Annotated in this window: 19 protein-coding genes; 8 read left to right on the top strand and 11 right to left on the bottom strand. The window is 39.7% G+C overall.

Annotation, left to right across the window (positions count from 1 at the left end; all coding sequences use genetic code 11):
• Positions 1–102: 102 nt before the first annotated feature.
• The 6 genes from NLF99_RS09440 to NLF99_RS09415 all read right to left on the bottom strand — a co-directional run bounded on the left by NLF99_RS09440 (position 103) and on the right by NLF99_RS09415 (position 3,646).
• Positions 103–312: a hypothetical protein gene (locus NLF99_RS09440; protein WP_093098049.1), complete on the bottom strand. Its 210-nt coding sequence runs from the start codon at positions 310–312 to the stop codon at positions 103–105.
• The gene (locus NLF99_RS09435) at positions 305–898 is read right to left on the bottom strand and encodes a methyltransferase domain-containing protein (RefSeq protein WP_254527913.1); all 594 of its coding nucleotides are present in this window, start codon (positions 896–898) and stop codon (positions 305–307) included. Before NLF99_RS09435 ends, NLF99_RS09440 begins: the two co-directional genes overlap by 8 nt.
• Before the next feature lie 191 nt (positions 899–1,089).
• The gene (locus NLF99_RS09430) at positions 1,090–1,539 is read right to left on the bottom strand and encodes a GNAT family N-acetyltransferase (protein ID WP_185214250.1); all 450 of its coding nucleotides are present in this window, start codon (positions 1,537–1,539) and stop codon (positions 1,090–1,092) included.
• A 15-nt stretch (positions 1,540–1,554) separates the two neighbouring features.
• On the bottom strand, positions 1,555–2,643 hold the full coding sequence (locus tag NLF99_RS09425) for a DUF695 domain-containing protein (RefSeq protein WP_254527912.1): 1,089 nt from the start codon (positions 2,641–2,643) through the stop codon (positions 1,555–1,557).
• Between the two features lie 118 nt (positions 2,644–2,761).
• On the bottom strand, positions 2,762–3,166 hold the full coding sequence (locus NLF99_RS09420; protein WP_185214252.1) for a DUF5606 domain-containing protein: 405 nt from the start codon (positions 3,164–3,166) through the stop codon (positions 2,762–2,764).
• Positions 3,167–3,187: 21 nt separating this feature from the next.
• The gene (locus NLF99_RS09415) at positions 3,188–3,646 is read right to left on the bottom strand and encodes a peptidylprolyl isomerase (protein WP_254527911.1); all 459 of its coding nucleotides are present in this window, start codon (positions 3,644–3,646) and stop codon (positions 3,188–3,190) included.
• A gap of 151 nt (positions 3,647–3,797) precedes the next feature.
• On the opposite strand from NLF99_RS09415, the gene radC reads away from it, so the two are divergent.
• Entirely contained in the window at positions 3,798–4,490 is a 693-nt protein-coding gene (radC, locus tag NLF99_RS09410) for a DNA repair protein RadC (RefSeq protein WP_185217478.1), read from the top strand.
• A gap of 75 nt (positions 4,491–4,565) precedes the next feature.
• Positions 4,566–5,276 (top strand): pirin family protein, encoded by a 711-nt coding sequence (locus NLF99_RS09405; protein ID WP_185214255.1) that lies wholly within the window; start codon positions 4,566–4,568, stop codon positions 5,274–5,276.
• A gap of 69 nt (positions 5,277–5,345) precedes the next feature.
• Here the strand turns inward: NLF99_RS09405 and NLF99_RS09400 are convergent, their stop codons facing one another.
• Complete coding sequence (locus tag NLF99_RS09400; protein ID WP_254527910.1) at positions 5,346–5,729, bottom strand: hypothetical protein; 384 nt, start codon at positions 5,727–5,729, stop codon at positions 5,346–5,348.
• A gap of 153 nt (positions 5,730–5,882) precedes the next feature.
• Here NLF99_RS09400 and NLF99_RS09395 point away from each other — a divergent pair, with 153 nt between their 5' ends.
• Positions 5,883–6,260, top strand: coding sequence for a single-stranded DNA-binding protein (locus NLF99_RS09395; protein ID WP_254527909.1), 378 nt, complete (start codon positions 5,883–5,885; stop codon positions 6,258–6,260).
• An 82-nt stretch (positions 6,261–6,342) separates the two neighbouring features.
• Here NLF99_RS09395 and NLF99_RS09390 read toward each other — a convergent pair whose 3' ends face one another.
• Positions 6,343–7,752 (bottom strand): alkaline phosphatase, encoded by a 1,410-nt coding sequence (locus NLF99_RS09390; RefSeq protein ID WP_254527907.1) that lies wholly within the window; start codon positions 7,750–7,752, stop codon positions 6,343–6,345.
• Between the two features lie 127 nt (positions 7,753–7,879).
• Here NLF99_RS09390 and NLF99_RS09385 point away from each other — a divergent pair, with 127 nt between their 5' ends.
• Both NLF99_RS09385 and NLF99_RS09380 read left to right on the top strand, forming a co-directional pair.
• The gene (locus NLF99_RS09385; RefSeq protein WP_185217474.1) at positions 7,880–9,211 is read left to right on the top strand and encodes an OmpA family protein; all 1,332 of its coding nucleotides are present in this window, start codon (positions 7,880–7,882) and stop codon (positions 9,209–9,211) included.
• Positions 9,212–9,291: 80 nt separating this feature from the next.
• Positions 9,292–9,603: a hypothetical protein gene (locus NLF99_RS09380; protein WP_185214260.1), complete on the top strand. Its 312-nt coding sequence runs from the start codon at positions 9,292–9,294 to the stop codon at positions 9,601–9,603.
• On the opposite strand, the gene NLF99_RS09375 is transcribed toward NLF99_RS09380, so the two are convergent.
• Entirely contained in the window at positions 9,600–10,136 is a 537-nt protein-coding gene (locus tag NLF99_RS09375; protein WP_185214261.1) for a lipocalin family protein, read from the bottom strand. The two genes, NLF99_RS09380 and NLF99_RS09375, sit on opposite strands and share 4 nt — an antisense overlap.
• 78 nt (positions 10,137–10,214) lie before the next feature.
• Between NLF99_RS09375 and NLF99_RS09370 the strand changes: the two genes are divergently transcribed.
• From NLF99_RS09370 to NLF99_RS09360, 3 genes are all read left to right on the top strand, one after another.
• Positions 10,215–10,676: a DUF4268 domain-containing protein gene (locus NLF99_RS09370; RefSeq protein ID WP_185214262.1), complete on the top strand. Its 462-nt coding sequence runs from the start codon at positions 10,215–10,217 to the stop codon at positions 10,674–10,676.
• An 8-nt stretch (positions 10,677–10,684) separates the two neighbouring features.
• The gene (locus NLF99_RS09365) at positions 10,685–11,476 is read left to right on the top strand and encodes a S1/P1 nuclease (protein ID WP_185214263.1); all 792 of its coding nucleotides are present in this window, start codon (positions 10,685–10,687) and stop codon (positions 11,474–11,476) included.
• Positions 11,477–11,669: 193 nt separating this feature from the next.
• Positions 11,670–11,870, top strand: coding sequence for a hypothetical protein (locus tag NLF99_RS09360; RefSeq protein ID WP_254527905.1), 201 nt, complete (start codon positions 11,670–11,672; stop codon positions 11,868–11,870).
• Here the strand turns inward: NLF99_RS09360 and NLF99_RS09355 are convergent.
• Together NLF99_RS09355 and NLF99_RS09350 are read right to left on the bottom strand one after the other, a co-directional pair.
• Positions 11,867–12,235, bottom strand: a complete 369-nt coding sequence (locus tag NLF99_RS09355) for a hypothetical protein (RefSeq protein ID WP_185214265.1) — start codon at positions 12,233–12,235, stop codon at positions 11,867–11,869. The two genes, NLF99_RS09360 and NLF99_RS09355, sit on opposite strands and share 4 nt — an antisense overlap.
• Entirely contained in the window at positions 12,216–12,863 is a 648-nt protein-coding gene (locus NLF99_RS09350; RefSeq protein WP_254527903.1) for a hypothetical protein, read from the bottom strand. The genes NLF99_RS09355 and NLF99_RS09350 overlap by 20 nt, the downstream gene beginning before the upstream one ends.
• Between the last annotated feature and the right edge of the window lie 47 nt (positions 12,864–12,910).

Raw genomic sequence — 12,910 nt, 5'->3', positions numbered from 1 at the left:
GAAAGCGAAAGCTCGGTAAAAGTGAAGGCCCAGGTTGGGAACCTGAGCCTATAGTCACTAACTATTATTAATTATACCTTGCTATTTTATTTTTGAAGATCACTATCTTCTTTCTCTAGGTGGTACTTGGCAAGAGCCATTTACCGAACATCCCCCAATATTCATCAAGGGTAAAATCGTAAATAGTACGCCTAAGCCGGCTATTAGCCACATCTCTGCTTTAACCCCTTGGATTATAATGAGGATACCCATGACCAATCGCAATACCCGCATCACATTCCATTGGGACAAATAAATCTTAACTTTATCCATTTTTTCTCTCCAATTTTATAAATAATTCCGATCCTTTTCTTGGCACAATGCTATTGTAGCAAAGTTCCATCTTCTCAAGTTTGAAATAAGGCTCAAAAAGCTTGCTGTATTCTTCAGCAGACCCACCAAATGGAGGACCTTGCTTTTCGAATTCAATTCCAAATAAAACCCCTGCAATCTTTCCTTCAGATCCCAAAAGCAAATGTGCTTTTTTTACATAATCCGGACGAAGCTTTGGCTCCAATGCACAGAAAAATGTTTGTTCTAGCATCAGGTCATACTCCCCTTCATGTTGAAAGAAATCACCTAATATGATCTCAATGTTTGCTTGATCCTTAAATCTTTCCCGTACCTTTTCAATAGCCTTTGGAGCAATATCGATCAAGGTTAAATCAGTGAAACCTTGTTCCAAGAGGTAGGCAGCTTCATAGGCATTCCCACATCCAGGGATCAATATTTTCGCATCCTTGTTAGGATAACTGTCCATGAAGGTTACAATAGGAGTAGAGGCATAGCCAATATCCCAACCTGTCTGTTGGTTTTCCCAACGCTCATTCCAGAAGTTCTGATCTAAAGATGTTTCCATTGAGTGATTTTTTAAGAACGCTACTCTTTATTTCTTACAAAGAATAGCACAAAAGTGTAGATTAATATTATGTTGCTCTGTATCTTTTGTTACACAGCTCTATAGTATGCAATTGACGAAAATAGAAGAAAGTTTCTCATGGAGAATTCAAAGATGAAATAAAGCTAAATAATTGCCTTTTTTACAAACCACTAGCCTTGGTATTCCATCAGGACCATATCAAAACCTTTAGCCCAATAATCGGGAACTCTTTCTTTGACCTGAAAGCCCATCTTTTGATAAAATCCCTCGGCCATTTGTGAAGTCCTTACAATCAATCTTTGGATATGGGGCATTTGCTGAACATGCAGGATTCGATGTTGGGTCAATAAAGTCCCTGCTCCATTTTGCTGCAAGGTCTTATCTAGGAAATCCCAACTTAGACGCGCCGTGATTTGATCTTCATCGTAATTGATCCCTCCAGCACCAACTATCTGGGCATCTTTGATGACTACAAAATAATCTTCTATCTCTTGTTCCAGATAATGGAAGAGGTCCTGCGTCTCGCTAGGGTCAAAGAAATCCGGAACATTGCTGTTGAAAACACCGATGACCTCTTGGAAGTCTACGGGCTGGTATCGACGGATGGAGAATGTGTTCATGGTACCATATTTGGATTAAACCATTTTATAACGCTCAAAGGACTGCCAATATTTGTCCTTGAAGAAATCGAATGAAAGATTGAGTTGGTCATGATATTTGATCAGCAATCGCTCCATGACCTCCGTGGCCTTGCGGAATTCCCTACAGGCAATGAAAGTTTCCCTTAATCCATCCACAGTCTCCGATCCCAAGAAGATATAACCATCCCTGCTAGGGAGTTCTTCCTCCAGGTCTTCTTCAAACCTGGATATGTCCTCATAGGTTTCCGGACTTGGAAAGCCAGCGTCTGTTTCCGAATCATAGGCATTCATGATCACCAAAATCCATGGATGGGATGCTTTATGGTCCCAGTCTAAGACCGAGGTGTTGATGGTTGACAAAATGGTTTTGCCGCCTTCTACCGTTCCTTCAAATCCCGAGAAGCGGTCATCGCTGGAATCATGTCTTACATCCTGGTACTTCTCTACAAACTCCTTCTCCCGCCAATTGATGTAATCAACCAACTTGTTCAAGGGAATCAATTCCTCCTGTAGGTTTTGAGGACCTCGTACATCGATCTTATCAATGCATTGGATCATGGTTTCCTCGCCTAAATAGTTGTCCAGAAAAATAAAGATGCCATTCAGGATCTCTTCTCTAGATTCCTCATGATAGGGATCATAAACAAACATCAGGTCTATTTTGTCGGGATAATTATCGTGAAGGATGGGATAGAACTTTATGTTCTCCTTATCAAAATGTAGGTCATGCATGCGGATCGCAAAATCCTCATTGTTGGATTCGGGTTTCAGGGCAGTAAATTTCCAGTTTTCGATGTCTGGGGCAGCTTCCACGATCTTTTCTGCCCACAGCACATTCTTGATGATGCCATCAGGCGTAAAAACCAGTTCGGCCTTTTTATCTTTGTCCATTCCAACCAAGAAAAACACTTTTGGTTCCACTCTATCCAACTCAGGTGCAAAGATGTTGATAAACTTTTCTTCAACATCTTTTCCCGATTTGATGACTTGATAGAATTCCTTGGCTCGGGCTTCGAACCAATGCCAGAATTCCTGATAGCATTGATTCAAATTGGTAGAAGAAATGGGTTTTTCGCTGCTCATATTTATGGAATTTACTTGAATGTAATAGATGAAAATCACCAATTCTTAAATATAAGGATATAAAAAAACCTATCCTAAAAAATATCTAGGATAGGTTTTTTTTTATATGTTGGTCAATTTATGCTAGAGGCTCTGGAGCTTCTTCTTCAAACAAAGGAAGTTCTTTGATGATATTGTACCAAGTAATGATCTTTTTGATATCAGAAGAGTAAACTCTTGCTTCGTCATGATTAGGAGCTACCTCTCTAAAATACTCACGCAAAGTGTTTCCGTCAGCTTTTACATCTGGCGTGTTGCCTCCGTTTGATTTGATGGTCTCAAACACGTCCAATAGACGGATTTCCTCGTCCTCACCATAAATAGTGATGTCTTCTAGCGTAGCCATTTTGGTAGTCGATAGATTCACTACCGATTTGATTTTACTGCCATCTAGCGATTCAAGAACGAATCCACCTTTGTTTTGACCGATCAATTTAAATAATCCTGGTTTGCCAGTAACTGACACTAATCCTCTTAAATTCATTTTTTGCTTCTTATATAAGAATTAATCTTCAATAATTTCTACTCCTAAAATACGATCACCTTGACGGATATCATCAACAACATCAACGTTCTCGATTACTTTTCCAAAACAAGTGTGGTTGCGGTCTAGGTGAGCTGTATTGTTACGGCTGTGGCAAATGAAGAATTGTGATCCACCAGTGTTTCTTCCAGCGTGAGCCATTGAAAGAACACCACGGTCATGGTGTTGGTTTCCACCGTCCAATTCACAATCGATCTTGTATCCCGGACCACCTGTGCCCGGCATTCCTGTTGCACCTTCGCGTGTATTTGGACATCCGCCTTGAATTACGAAATCAGGAATAACTCTGTGAAATGTTAAACCATCATAATATCCTGATTTAGCTAACTTAATGAAGTTCGCTACTGTATTTGGAGCATCTTCTGTGTAAAACTGCACAGTCATGTCGCCTTTTTCTGTTTTGATAATCGCTTTGCTCATTATTTCTGTCCTTAATGTTGTAATAGCCTACAAAGATAAGGTTTCTGCGTAAATTCTAAAGATTGTACATTAAGATGTTGAATCCCAGTTTTTAAGCTGTCGTTTACAATCCCTATCTTTACTTTAAAGAAATAAAATTTTCATAATATATATGCAAAAATTAGTCATTCGGGATTGGGCAGAATCGGATCGACCGCGCGAAAAACTACTTGAACAGGGTAGAAGGGCAGTAACCGATGCCGAACTTCTAGCCATCCTCATTGGTTCCGGTTCAAGACATGAAACAGCAGTTGAACTCTGCAAAAGACTCCTCAGCTCGGTCAGCAACGACTTATTTAGGCTCAGCAAAATGGATGTCAAGGAGCTTTGTCAGTTTAAGGGGATTGGAGAAGCAAAGGCAATCAGTATCATTGCGGCGCTGGAGCTTGGTCGAAGGAGGCAAGAGTCAGATGTACAGGAAAAACCTGTCCTCAACAGCAGCAAAAAAGCCTATGAATTTTTAAAACATCTTTTAGAAGACCTTAGCCATGAAGAATTTTGGGTAATTTTCCTGAATACCAGTTGCAAAGTCTTGGACAAACAGCTCATCGGCAGGGGAGGCAACGACTTTACCCCTGTAGACGTTCGGATCATCCTTAGGTTTGCCCTTATGAACAAGGCTAACTCCATTATTCTAGCCCATAATCATCCTTCAGGAACCTTAAGGCCCAGTGATGCCGATAGGACCCTGACCAAGAAAATAGCACAGGCGGCCAAATTGATGGACATCCATGTACACGACCATCTTATCATTACAGATGAGAGCTATTATAGCTTTCGGGATGAAGGTTTGCTTTCCACCTGATTTCTTACCCTATGTCAATGCACAGCAAAACTTAATCCCTGAACTTTGTGTTAATTATTAAAGGAGGAGAATATCATGGCAAAATTTTTTTATCACCCAGCGGACTCCCGTGGACATGCAGATCATGGATGGTTGAAATCGAATCATACGTTCAGTTTTGGAGGCTATATGAATGCCGAAAGAATGAACTTCGGTGCATTACGTGTTTTGAATGATGACAACGTAGCGGCTGGAATGGGCTTTGGAAAACATCCCCATAGCAACATGGAAATTATTTCCATTCCATTAGAAGGCGAACTGGCGCATAATGACAGCATGGGTACGGGTTCAGTCATCAAGAAAGGGGATATCCAGGTTATGAGTGCAGGTACTGGCATTGAACATAGCGAATATAATAACAGCAAGACTGATCCGGTAAAATTCCTTCAGATCTGGGTAATTCCAAATAAGCAGCATGTAGAACCCCGTTACGATCAACAGAGCATCGACTTTAATGCTGCAAAGAATAATTTCTTACAGATCCTTTCTCCTGATCCCGATGATGCAGGAGTATGGATCCATCAAGATGCATGGTTTCATATCGCTGATTTTGAGGCTGGCTATGCACGCCAATATATCATGAAAAAACCAGATCATGGTCTATATATTTTCGTGCTAAATGGAGAGATCGATGTGGAAGGACAGAAGATGCAGAGCAGGGATGGACTTGGGATTGCAGGAGCACAAGATGTAAAGATTAAAGCGGATACCAATGCTGAATTCCTATTGATGGAAGTTCCGGTATAAATATATTATTATTAAGTAAAGGCACTTGTAAGGGTTACAGGTGCTTTTTTATGTTTTCATTTATCTAGCCTAAACCAATGTATTTATCTCGCGCTTCTTTTCCTTGCTCTTGACAATTAATATAAAATCATTTCCAAGATCCAGATAGCCATATTCATAACAGAATATATACTCCTGACCTTTTGAAGTGATTATCCTATGGGTATGGTATTTCAAGGAGAAACCTTCCGTGAGGAGTTTATCTTTGTTTGTTTTCAGCATTTTCTCCTCAGCAATTAACATCCTCAGGATCTTTCTGTTCTTTCGGAGCTGGTTGTTGATTTTTTTCAATAGGTCGCTATCCCTACTATTCTCCCTGTTATTATAGGCGTTTCTGCATCCATCGTTGCAAAACCTTTTGTCGGTCCTTCCGCGCAATATCTCTTCACATTCTTTACATGTTCTTATACCCATGGCATAAATGATTTTAATCGTTTAAAACCGACTACAGTCGTTTTTAACTGTTTGAAATACGAATAAACTTGATGCCCTTCGTCAATTTTGCACCAGTTACTTAGCTAAGTTAATTGATTAATAAGAAAATAAATATCAAAAATTGAAATTTCCATGAGCACGATAAAAAATTCAGTACAACTATTGGGCAGGTTAGGTCAGGAAGCAGAAATCAAGGTCAGCAGCAATGGGATTCCATATTGCTTCATATCCTTGGTAACTAATGAATATGGTGTCAAGAAGAATGGCGAACAATATGAAAAAAGTCAATGGCATCGGATAGCAGTTTGGGGAGATATGATGTGCAATCAAATGAAAAAACGAGGTAAGAAGGGGAGTCTGTGGCTGATCCAAGGGACGATCTTCTATAAACAGTTTGATGGGGGAAACGGAAATCCCCAGCAATATTGTGAAATCAGGGCTAATAAGCTCATGTTTTTGATGGAGTCGATGGGATTGAACAAGAAATTGCAGCCTGAAACCAGTGCATAAGCATCAGGTCCATTACCCATATAAAAAGGGGAGCTGAAATTCATCAACTCCCCCATATTGATTGAAAAAGTTCTTTGACTTATTATGGATGTTGCCAACCAGCAACTTTAGAAACCGTTCTCGGGATATCTACATTGTCCATTTTCTGATGGAATGCTTCCGCACCCACTCCAATCGCATACACTGGGATATAGGCTGCCGAATGGCTACCTGATGCCCAACTAATCGATGACGCTTTGTTCAAGGCCTTGATCGCTAACGATGCGATTTTATCGTTGGTGGCATACAGACTTTTGCTGGTTTCATTTTTATGCTCTATAAAGCTTTTTTCGTAAGCTTCATGAAGATCTTCATTATCGTCTTCACTTACCTTGATTGCTTTCCACAATCCTAGGTGTTGACCCAAAAATTCTTTAAGTTGATCCCAAGATGCATTCGCATTCTTGGACCTGAATTCATTGATGGCAGCTGAAAGTGCTTCTTGAGAAATCTTTTGGTTTTCTAGGTTTTTCAAACGAAGGGTAGAGCTTCCGTTTCCAACCCCGATACCGCCGGTCTCATGATCCGCCGTAACGATGATCAAGGTTTCTTCTGGATGTTTTTGGTAGAATTCAAAGGCTTTTTGAACTGCATTGTTGAAATCCCAAACTTCATGTACAGCAGTAGCTCCGTCATTGGAATGGCATGCCCAGTCAATTTTTCCCCCTTCAACCATCAGGAAGAAACCTTTGTCTCCTTGGCTTAAGGATTCGATCGCTGCTGAAGTGATTTCTGCTAGGTTCAAATCTCCTGGTTTTTGATCGATCGCATATTTCAAGGAAACATTGTCCGTTCCTTTTTTGTTCATTAAGATCAGTTTATCTGATTTATTGGCTTTCTTATAGTCGTCCAAACCATAAAGCAATTTATAACCTGCTTTTTCCAGTTGAGGGAAAATAGAAGCGACCTCTTCTTTTTTAGCATTAGTTGTTGGTTTTAGAAACCCTGATCCAGCAAAGAAGTCAAATTTAGATTTAATGATATCCAAGCCAATTTCATAATACATATCGCGATCGGGTTGGTTGGCAAAGAAAGAAGCCGGTGTGGCGTGGTCGATACTTACTGAAGTCGTAATTCCAACCTTCATTCCTTTTTCTTTCGCCAAGTAGGCAATGCTTTTATAGGACTTCACACCTGCACTGTCCATAGCGATAACACCGTTCTTAGTCTTGTAACCAACAGCCAATGCTGTACCGCCAGCACCAGAATCTGTTACTCCATGAGATAAGGAATGGGATGTTGCGAACGTGGCAAATGGAAATTGACTGAAAACAGTAGGGGAAACTGAATTTTTACCTGCAAGAGAACTTTTGTATACTTCTGCTGCCTGTACCTGGTTCAAACCCATACCATCTCCAATCATAAAGAAAATGTATTTCGGTTGTTTCTGTGCAAAACTTGAGCCTACAAATAAGAATAAGGCGAGGAATAAATTGAAAAATTTAATGTTCATACCAAATGGATTAATTTATACAAAACTAAGGTTCTCATATTAAGATAATGTTAATTGGCAAAAACAGCTTGTTGCAAACAAAATGTTACACGGATTGTTTCTTCAATTGTACTTATAAACACAGGTTATGGAAAACAATTTATTAGAGCTTGCTCAGCAATACTTCAATGAGCACACTTATAGTACTCTTGCCTCCGAGGAAAACATTTCTCCAGATCAGGCAAAAACAGGAATCGAAACTGTAATTCCTTCCTTATTCTTAGGTTTCCAACGCAAAGCCGGACACGGCCTAGGAAGCCTCCTAGAAACATTGAAATCAAATTTTTCTGGATTTAATTTTTCAGATGTATTGAGGTTTAGCCCTCCTGTACAGGATGTGCCTCAAGATGGGGATACCACGAGAACCGTTTTAAGCTCCCTTTTCGGGAACACTTTTGACCAGGTAATACCCAATACTGCGAATTTTTTAGGGTTGAATACCAACACATTGATTCGCCTATTCTCCGCAGCGATTCCAGCTGTGGTTGGTGCCTTGACCAGCAATGGCCAACGCTGGGATACTACTTCCATCGAAGCCGACTTGAACAACAATCGTTCAAACTTCCTGAAGGCACTTCCAGCTGGTCTGCCGTTGAATATTTTAGGTGAAGAACCAAAAGGACCAACCATCGTAACAGAAGAAGAAGTGGTAGAAGTGGACCCAATTGTTGATCCAGCAAGGGATGTTCTTGTCGAAGATCCAATCGTGCCTACCTCCAGGGTCCGTCGCGAGGAACCACCTGCTGCGCTTCCTCCAGCAGATGAAGACCGTAAGAAAGGCGCAGGCCTGTGGTGGATACTCCTTCCGATTATCCTTCTTTTATTATGGTTCTTTTTCGGAAAGGGTTGTAACCGTGAAGAGGCTCCGGTATCGGATGCCCATGTGGATTCCTTGATTACTGATTCAGTAGTTAACCAAGACACGACGATGACACCAGCTGAAGTAGTGAGGGAAAGTATTATGGTGACTTTGCCAAATAATACCGAACTCAATGCCTATAAAGGTGGTATTGAAGACCAATTGGTTCAGTTCCTGAACTCAGACTATAAGAGCCTTTCGGATGAGGAATTAAAAGACCGCTGGTTTGATTTCGATAATTTAAATTTCGAAACTGGAACAGCAAATATCCTCCCGGAAAGTCAGGTTCAGCTTGACAATCTGGTGGCCATCCTGAATGCATACCCAGATGCTAAGGTTAAGCTTGGTGGATATACCGATAAGACTGGTGATGAAGCCATCAATAAAAAACTGTCAAATGACCGTGCAATCGCAGTAAAGAATGCTTTTGATGCAAAAGGGGTCGGTAATCGAGTAATGGCAACTGAGGGATATGGTTCCCAATTTGCTAAATACCCTGCTGATGCCCCTGAATCAGACCGCGTGAAAGATAGAAGAGTTGCGATAAGCGTCAGAAAATAATAATTGAAAACCAAAATGGAGCAGCCCAAATTATCTTGGGCTGCTTTTTTTATTGTCAATCCTATTGTTATTTTTGCCTTATGCTTACAGAGAAACAACAAGACATGATCAAGGGAGATTTCGAAAAGTACTTTAAGGATTTGAAATCCAAAAGGAAGGCCCTAGATTTTGAACTCTTTGGTGATTACGCAGCTTCCATCCTCAACTTTTATATCGGTAGTTCATTATTGAACATCCATGAAAAGGAGGAAGGAGCTCTCTTTTTAATTCGTCTTTTTAATGCTGGATTAGGAAACGTAATCAGTGCTGCAGATCAACAAGAAATTGCTAAGGTTATCCAGCAGGACCCAACCTTAAATTACGCCATTATACAACCAGTATTTGATCTTTAACCCTCCTGAATGGTCCACTTTAATTTCGAAGTGTCATAACCACAAGCTTCTGCATATTTCAGGTAAGCGGCTTCCCGTTCTGGCCTGATTGTTTTTGTTCTGGAAAGGATCCACATATAATCCAGGTTGTCGCCAAAGACTAAGGCATCTTCATAGTTTTCATCCAATTGGACAATATGGTAACCAGAATAAAAAGGACCGAAAAAAGAAACTTTAAGGGAACCTTCATTGACATCACCTGCATACTTGGCCTTTCCAATACTGGTTTTTGTTTTTCCATTCACTGTGCTCACGCCTTCATTTTTCACCCTGACCGATCCATCATCGTTCAGGCTATATTCGGCACTCACATTTTTCAGGTCTTTCTCCCAAAAAAAGTCTAAACGAGCGATCTCGTACCATTTCCCTAAATATCGTTGCAAGTCAAAATCTTGAACAGACTCGGCATTGGATTTAATGGGTTTCAAGTAGTTATAGATTACAGAACCTAGGGCTACTGCTGTCAGGGTTATTAGGGTTTTCTTTTTGTCCATCGTAAATATTTTATAGGAAAACAGGTTAAACCACCTAAATGTTTAAAGAGATTCCTAGTTTTGCATAAAATTAAAGAATTGTATTCAAGAGAAGAAGCTAAGAAAATAAAGGAGTCTTTTTGGACCAGTTTTGGGCAGTACATGGCCCCAATCCCGAGTGAGGACGGTGAAAAGGTAACATGGGTAAATTACAAAACCGGAATTCGGCACCTGTTCTTTAGGATGGAAGCAACCAATAAGGTGGCCCAGATAGGAATTGAAATAGCCAATCCTGATGCCGGGATCCGTGACTTGCTCTTCGAACAATTTAAGGAATACGCGAAGATTTTGGAAGCCGAAATAGGGGAAGAATGGATATGGGACGATTCCTTTTATGATGAATATGGGAAACACACTGCCCGTATCTACATCGAGATCCGTGGTTTGAGCGTCTTTAATAAAGAAGATTGGCCCGCGCTCATATCATTCTTTAAACCCCGGATTATCGCTCTTGATAGCTTCTGGTCGACAGCTAAATATGGATTTGAACTTTTTAAATAATTAGGAATATGAAACTAGTAGGTAGAATTCTAGTATTTTTTATGCTATTAACGCAATCCCAACATGTATTGGCATGGGGGATGACTGGACATCGCGTGATTTCTGAAATCGCGGAACAACATCTTACGAAAAAAGCGAAACGAAACATTGAGAAACTGATCGGCCATCAAAAGATTGCTTATTGGTCCAACTGGGCAGATTTCATCAAATCCTCGCCAGACTCCGTTCTCCTGAAGACTGGATCTTGGCATTTCTTGAATACCCCAGGGAACCTGACCCACGAGCAATTTTTAGTGGAACTTCAAAATTCACCGGAACAAAACCTTTACAAGGCTTACCAAAGAGTTAAAAAAGAGGTTGCCAACAGAGATTTGTCCATCGAACAAAGGCAGCAAGCTTTTTATTTTATGGTCCATTTATTAGGGGATGCCCATCAACCCATGCATGTGAGTAGGGCAGAAGACCTGGGTGGAAATAAAATTGCCGTTACTTTCTTTGGTAGGGGATCGAATATACACCGCGTATGGGATAGTGACTTGGTCGATAATGAAAAATGGTCTTATAGCGAATATGCCCGTGTATTGGATTATGAAAAGTACTTCTATAACCAATACACAAATTCAACTTTTGAAGATTGGTTGTATGAATCACATCAATTGGCCAACATTATTTATGACGATGTTGCCAAAAACAACAAGCTATCCTATGACTATATCTTCAGGTTCAAAGATCCAATGGAAAACGCTTTGTTGAAAGCAGGTTTAAGACTTGCTAAAGAGTTGAACGAAGTGTTTGGCTAAGATCCCCGCCGTTCATTTGAACAAACAGGAACATATTAAAATAAAAGAACAGGTATCTGGATTTCAGGTACCTGTTCTTTTTTAATCCACCCTACCCAATACGATATAATACTTTAATTACTAGGTAATTGGATGTTAAAATTTGTATATTTGATTGAAAACCAATTGTTAAATTTTCTAATCCCTCACGCGTATGATGGAGATTCAGATTAACTTCTATAACTTTTTCTATCTCATAGCTGGATTAAGTGTCCTTTTCAAATTGATCCTAATTGCCAGCAATATTGTTCAGAAAGATTGGTCTGCTTTGAAAGCTAACTTGATAATTCTATCGATCATGTTGATCCTGATCGCCATTATCATTTATTATTTCAAAGTCTATATGTTCAATTAATTGTTCAACGTCCAATCAAAGTAACTACCGGTTGCAACAAGTAGGTTGTTTTCGATATTGAAATTGAAATCAAGATAATCATTGCTGCAACTCCCCATATCCGAACAGCAAAACTTTCGGTCAATGTCAAATTGCATCCGAAAGGTACCCTTATTTTTTTCGGTATCATATTTAAAGCTTGAAACCTGTATGTTCCCCACTTCCGGACTGCCATCTTTATCGCCTAAAACATCAAAGATAAACCAGCTTAATTTATCCAGTTCTTCTTTTGATATATGGTCCAATAAGCTCGAAGGATTTCCTGCGAAGCTTTCCAGTTGCTCAGGGTTTATTTCAGTTTCAAATCTATATTCTTTCGTTTCCATAGGATAATATTTTTTCAATTTGTCTTGCATCCGGAAAATGTCTTTCCAAAATTCCAGCCTGCAATTTATTTTTTCCAGCTAATCCTATCAAAGCCTTTGCCAATAAATATTCATTGCACCTCAGGTCCAATTCTATGTTGGATTTATTATAGGTTAAGGTATTTCCTGAATTGACAAAATAGCGCTTGGGAAGTTTTTTAAATTCTATGTCTTCCAGAAGGTAATCCAATATCTCCTCCCATTTCCCGATCATCGTCTTGATGACTTGTTCAAACATATATTGTCGTAGCTGTTTTTCAAGTCTTTCTTGGTTTTTGCTCTTAAATAGAGACTTGGAATAATAGATGATATTGTTTTTTAGATAAGGTTTAGACTGTCCATTGGTCAGAGGTCTTACAGGATAGTCTTTGGAGAATAGTTTTAGGGTAAAGAATTCCATTTCTTCATCTGCCATGGATTTCTTCTGTTCTTTCTTGGCAAATCGCTTCACATAAGCTGTCAGTTCCTGGATAGAAAGATCTGCAGGGGCATAGATTACCGGTAAATCTTCCGTATTAAAATCTATGCTGATCCCTTTTTTATCGCTGCTGACCAATAAATAATCGATGTTTTCTACCTGAATTATCATTTCGGCCAATTTAGCAATTCCATTGTGTTAAATTAAAATCAATTAAA

Source organism: Sphingobacterium sp. LZ11T8 (assembly GCF_024261425.1).
Classification (GTDB): Bacteria; Bacteroidota; Bacteroidia; order Sphingobacteriales; family Sphingobacteriaceae; genus Sphingobacterium.
Note: the sequence above shows the minus strand (reverse complement) of the source record. Positions and strands in the feature narration are given on the sequence as shown.

Excerpts from the sequence above, each read along its gene's own strand:
- NLF99_RS09440 (WP_093098049.1), bottom strand. The coding sequence starts at position 312 with ATGGATAAAGTTAAGATTTATTTGTCCCAATGGAATGTGATGCGGGTA.
- NLF99_RS09435 (WP_254527913.1), bottom strand. The coding sequence starts at position 898 with ATGGAAACATCTTTAGATCAGAACTTCTGGAATGAGCGTTGGGAAAAC.
- NLF99_RS09430 (WP_185214250.1), bottom strand. The coding sequence starts at position 1,539 with ATGAACACATTCTCCATCCGTCGATACCAGCCCGTAGACTTCCAAGAG.
- NLF99_RS09425 (WP_254527912.1), bottom strand. The coding sequence starts at position 2,643 with ATGAGCAGCGAAAAACCCATTTCTTCTACCAATTTGAATCAATGCTAT.
- NLF99_RS09420 (WP_185214252.1), bottom strand. The coding sequence starts at position 3,166 with ATGAATTTAAGAGGATTAGTGTCAGTTACTGGCAAACCAGGATTATTT.
- NLF99_RS09415 (WP_254527911.1), bottom strand. The coding sequence starts at position 3,646 with ATGAGCAAAGCGATTATCAAAACAGAAAAAGGCGACATGACTGTGCAG.
- radC (WP_185217478.1), top strand. The coding sequence starts at position 3,798 with ATGCAAAAATTAGTCATTCGGGATTGGGCAGAATCGGATCGACCGCGC.
- NLF99_RS09405 (WP_185214255.1), top strand. The coding sequence starts at position 4,566 with ATGGCAAAATTTTTTTATCACCCAGCGGACTCCCGTGGACATGCAGAT.
- NLF99_RS09400 (WP_254527910.1), bottom strand. The coding sequence starts at position 5,729 with ATGGGTATAAGAACATGTAAAGAATGTGAAGAGATATTGCGCGGAAGG.
- NLF99_RS09395 (WP_254527909.1), top strand. The coding sequence starts at position 5,883 with ATGAGCACGATAAAAAATTCAGTACAACTATTGGGCAGGTTAGGTCAG.
- NLF99_RS09390 (WP_254527907.1), bottom strand. The coding sequence starts at position 7,752 with ATGAACATTAAATTTTTCAATTTATTCCTCGCCTTATTCTTATTTGTA.
- NLF99_RS09385 (WP_185217474.1), top strand. The coding sequence starts at position 7,880 with ATGGAAAACAATTTATTAGAGCTTGCTCAGCAATACTTCAATGAGCAC.
- NLF99_RS09380 (WP_185214260.1), top strand. The coding sequence starts at position 9,292 with ATGCTTACAGAGAAACAACAAGACATGATCAAGGGAGATTTCGAAAAG.
- NLF99_RS09375 (WP_185214261.1), bottom strand. The coding sequence starts at position 10,136 with ATGGACAAAAAGAAAACCCTAATAACCCTGACAGCAGTAGCCCTAGGT.
- NLF99_RS09365 (WP_185214263.1), top strand. The coding sequence starts at position 10,685 with ATGAAACTAGTAGGTAGAATTCTAGTATTTTTTATGCTATTAACGCAA.
- NLF99_RS09360 (WP_254527905.1), top strand. The coding sequence starts at position 11,670 with ATGATGGAGATTCAGATTAACTTCTATAACTTTTTCTATCTCATAGCT.
- NLF99_RS09355 (WP_185214265.1), bottom strand. The coding sequence starts at position 12,235 with ATGGAAACGAAAGAATATAGATTTGAAACTGAAATAAACCCTGAGCAA.
- NLF99_RS09350 (WP_254527903.1), bottom strand. The coding sequence starts at position 12,863 with ATGATAATTCAGGTAGAAAACATCGATTATTTATTGGTCAGCAGCGAT.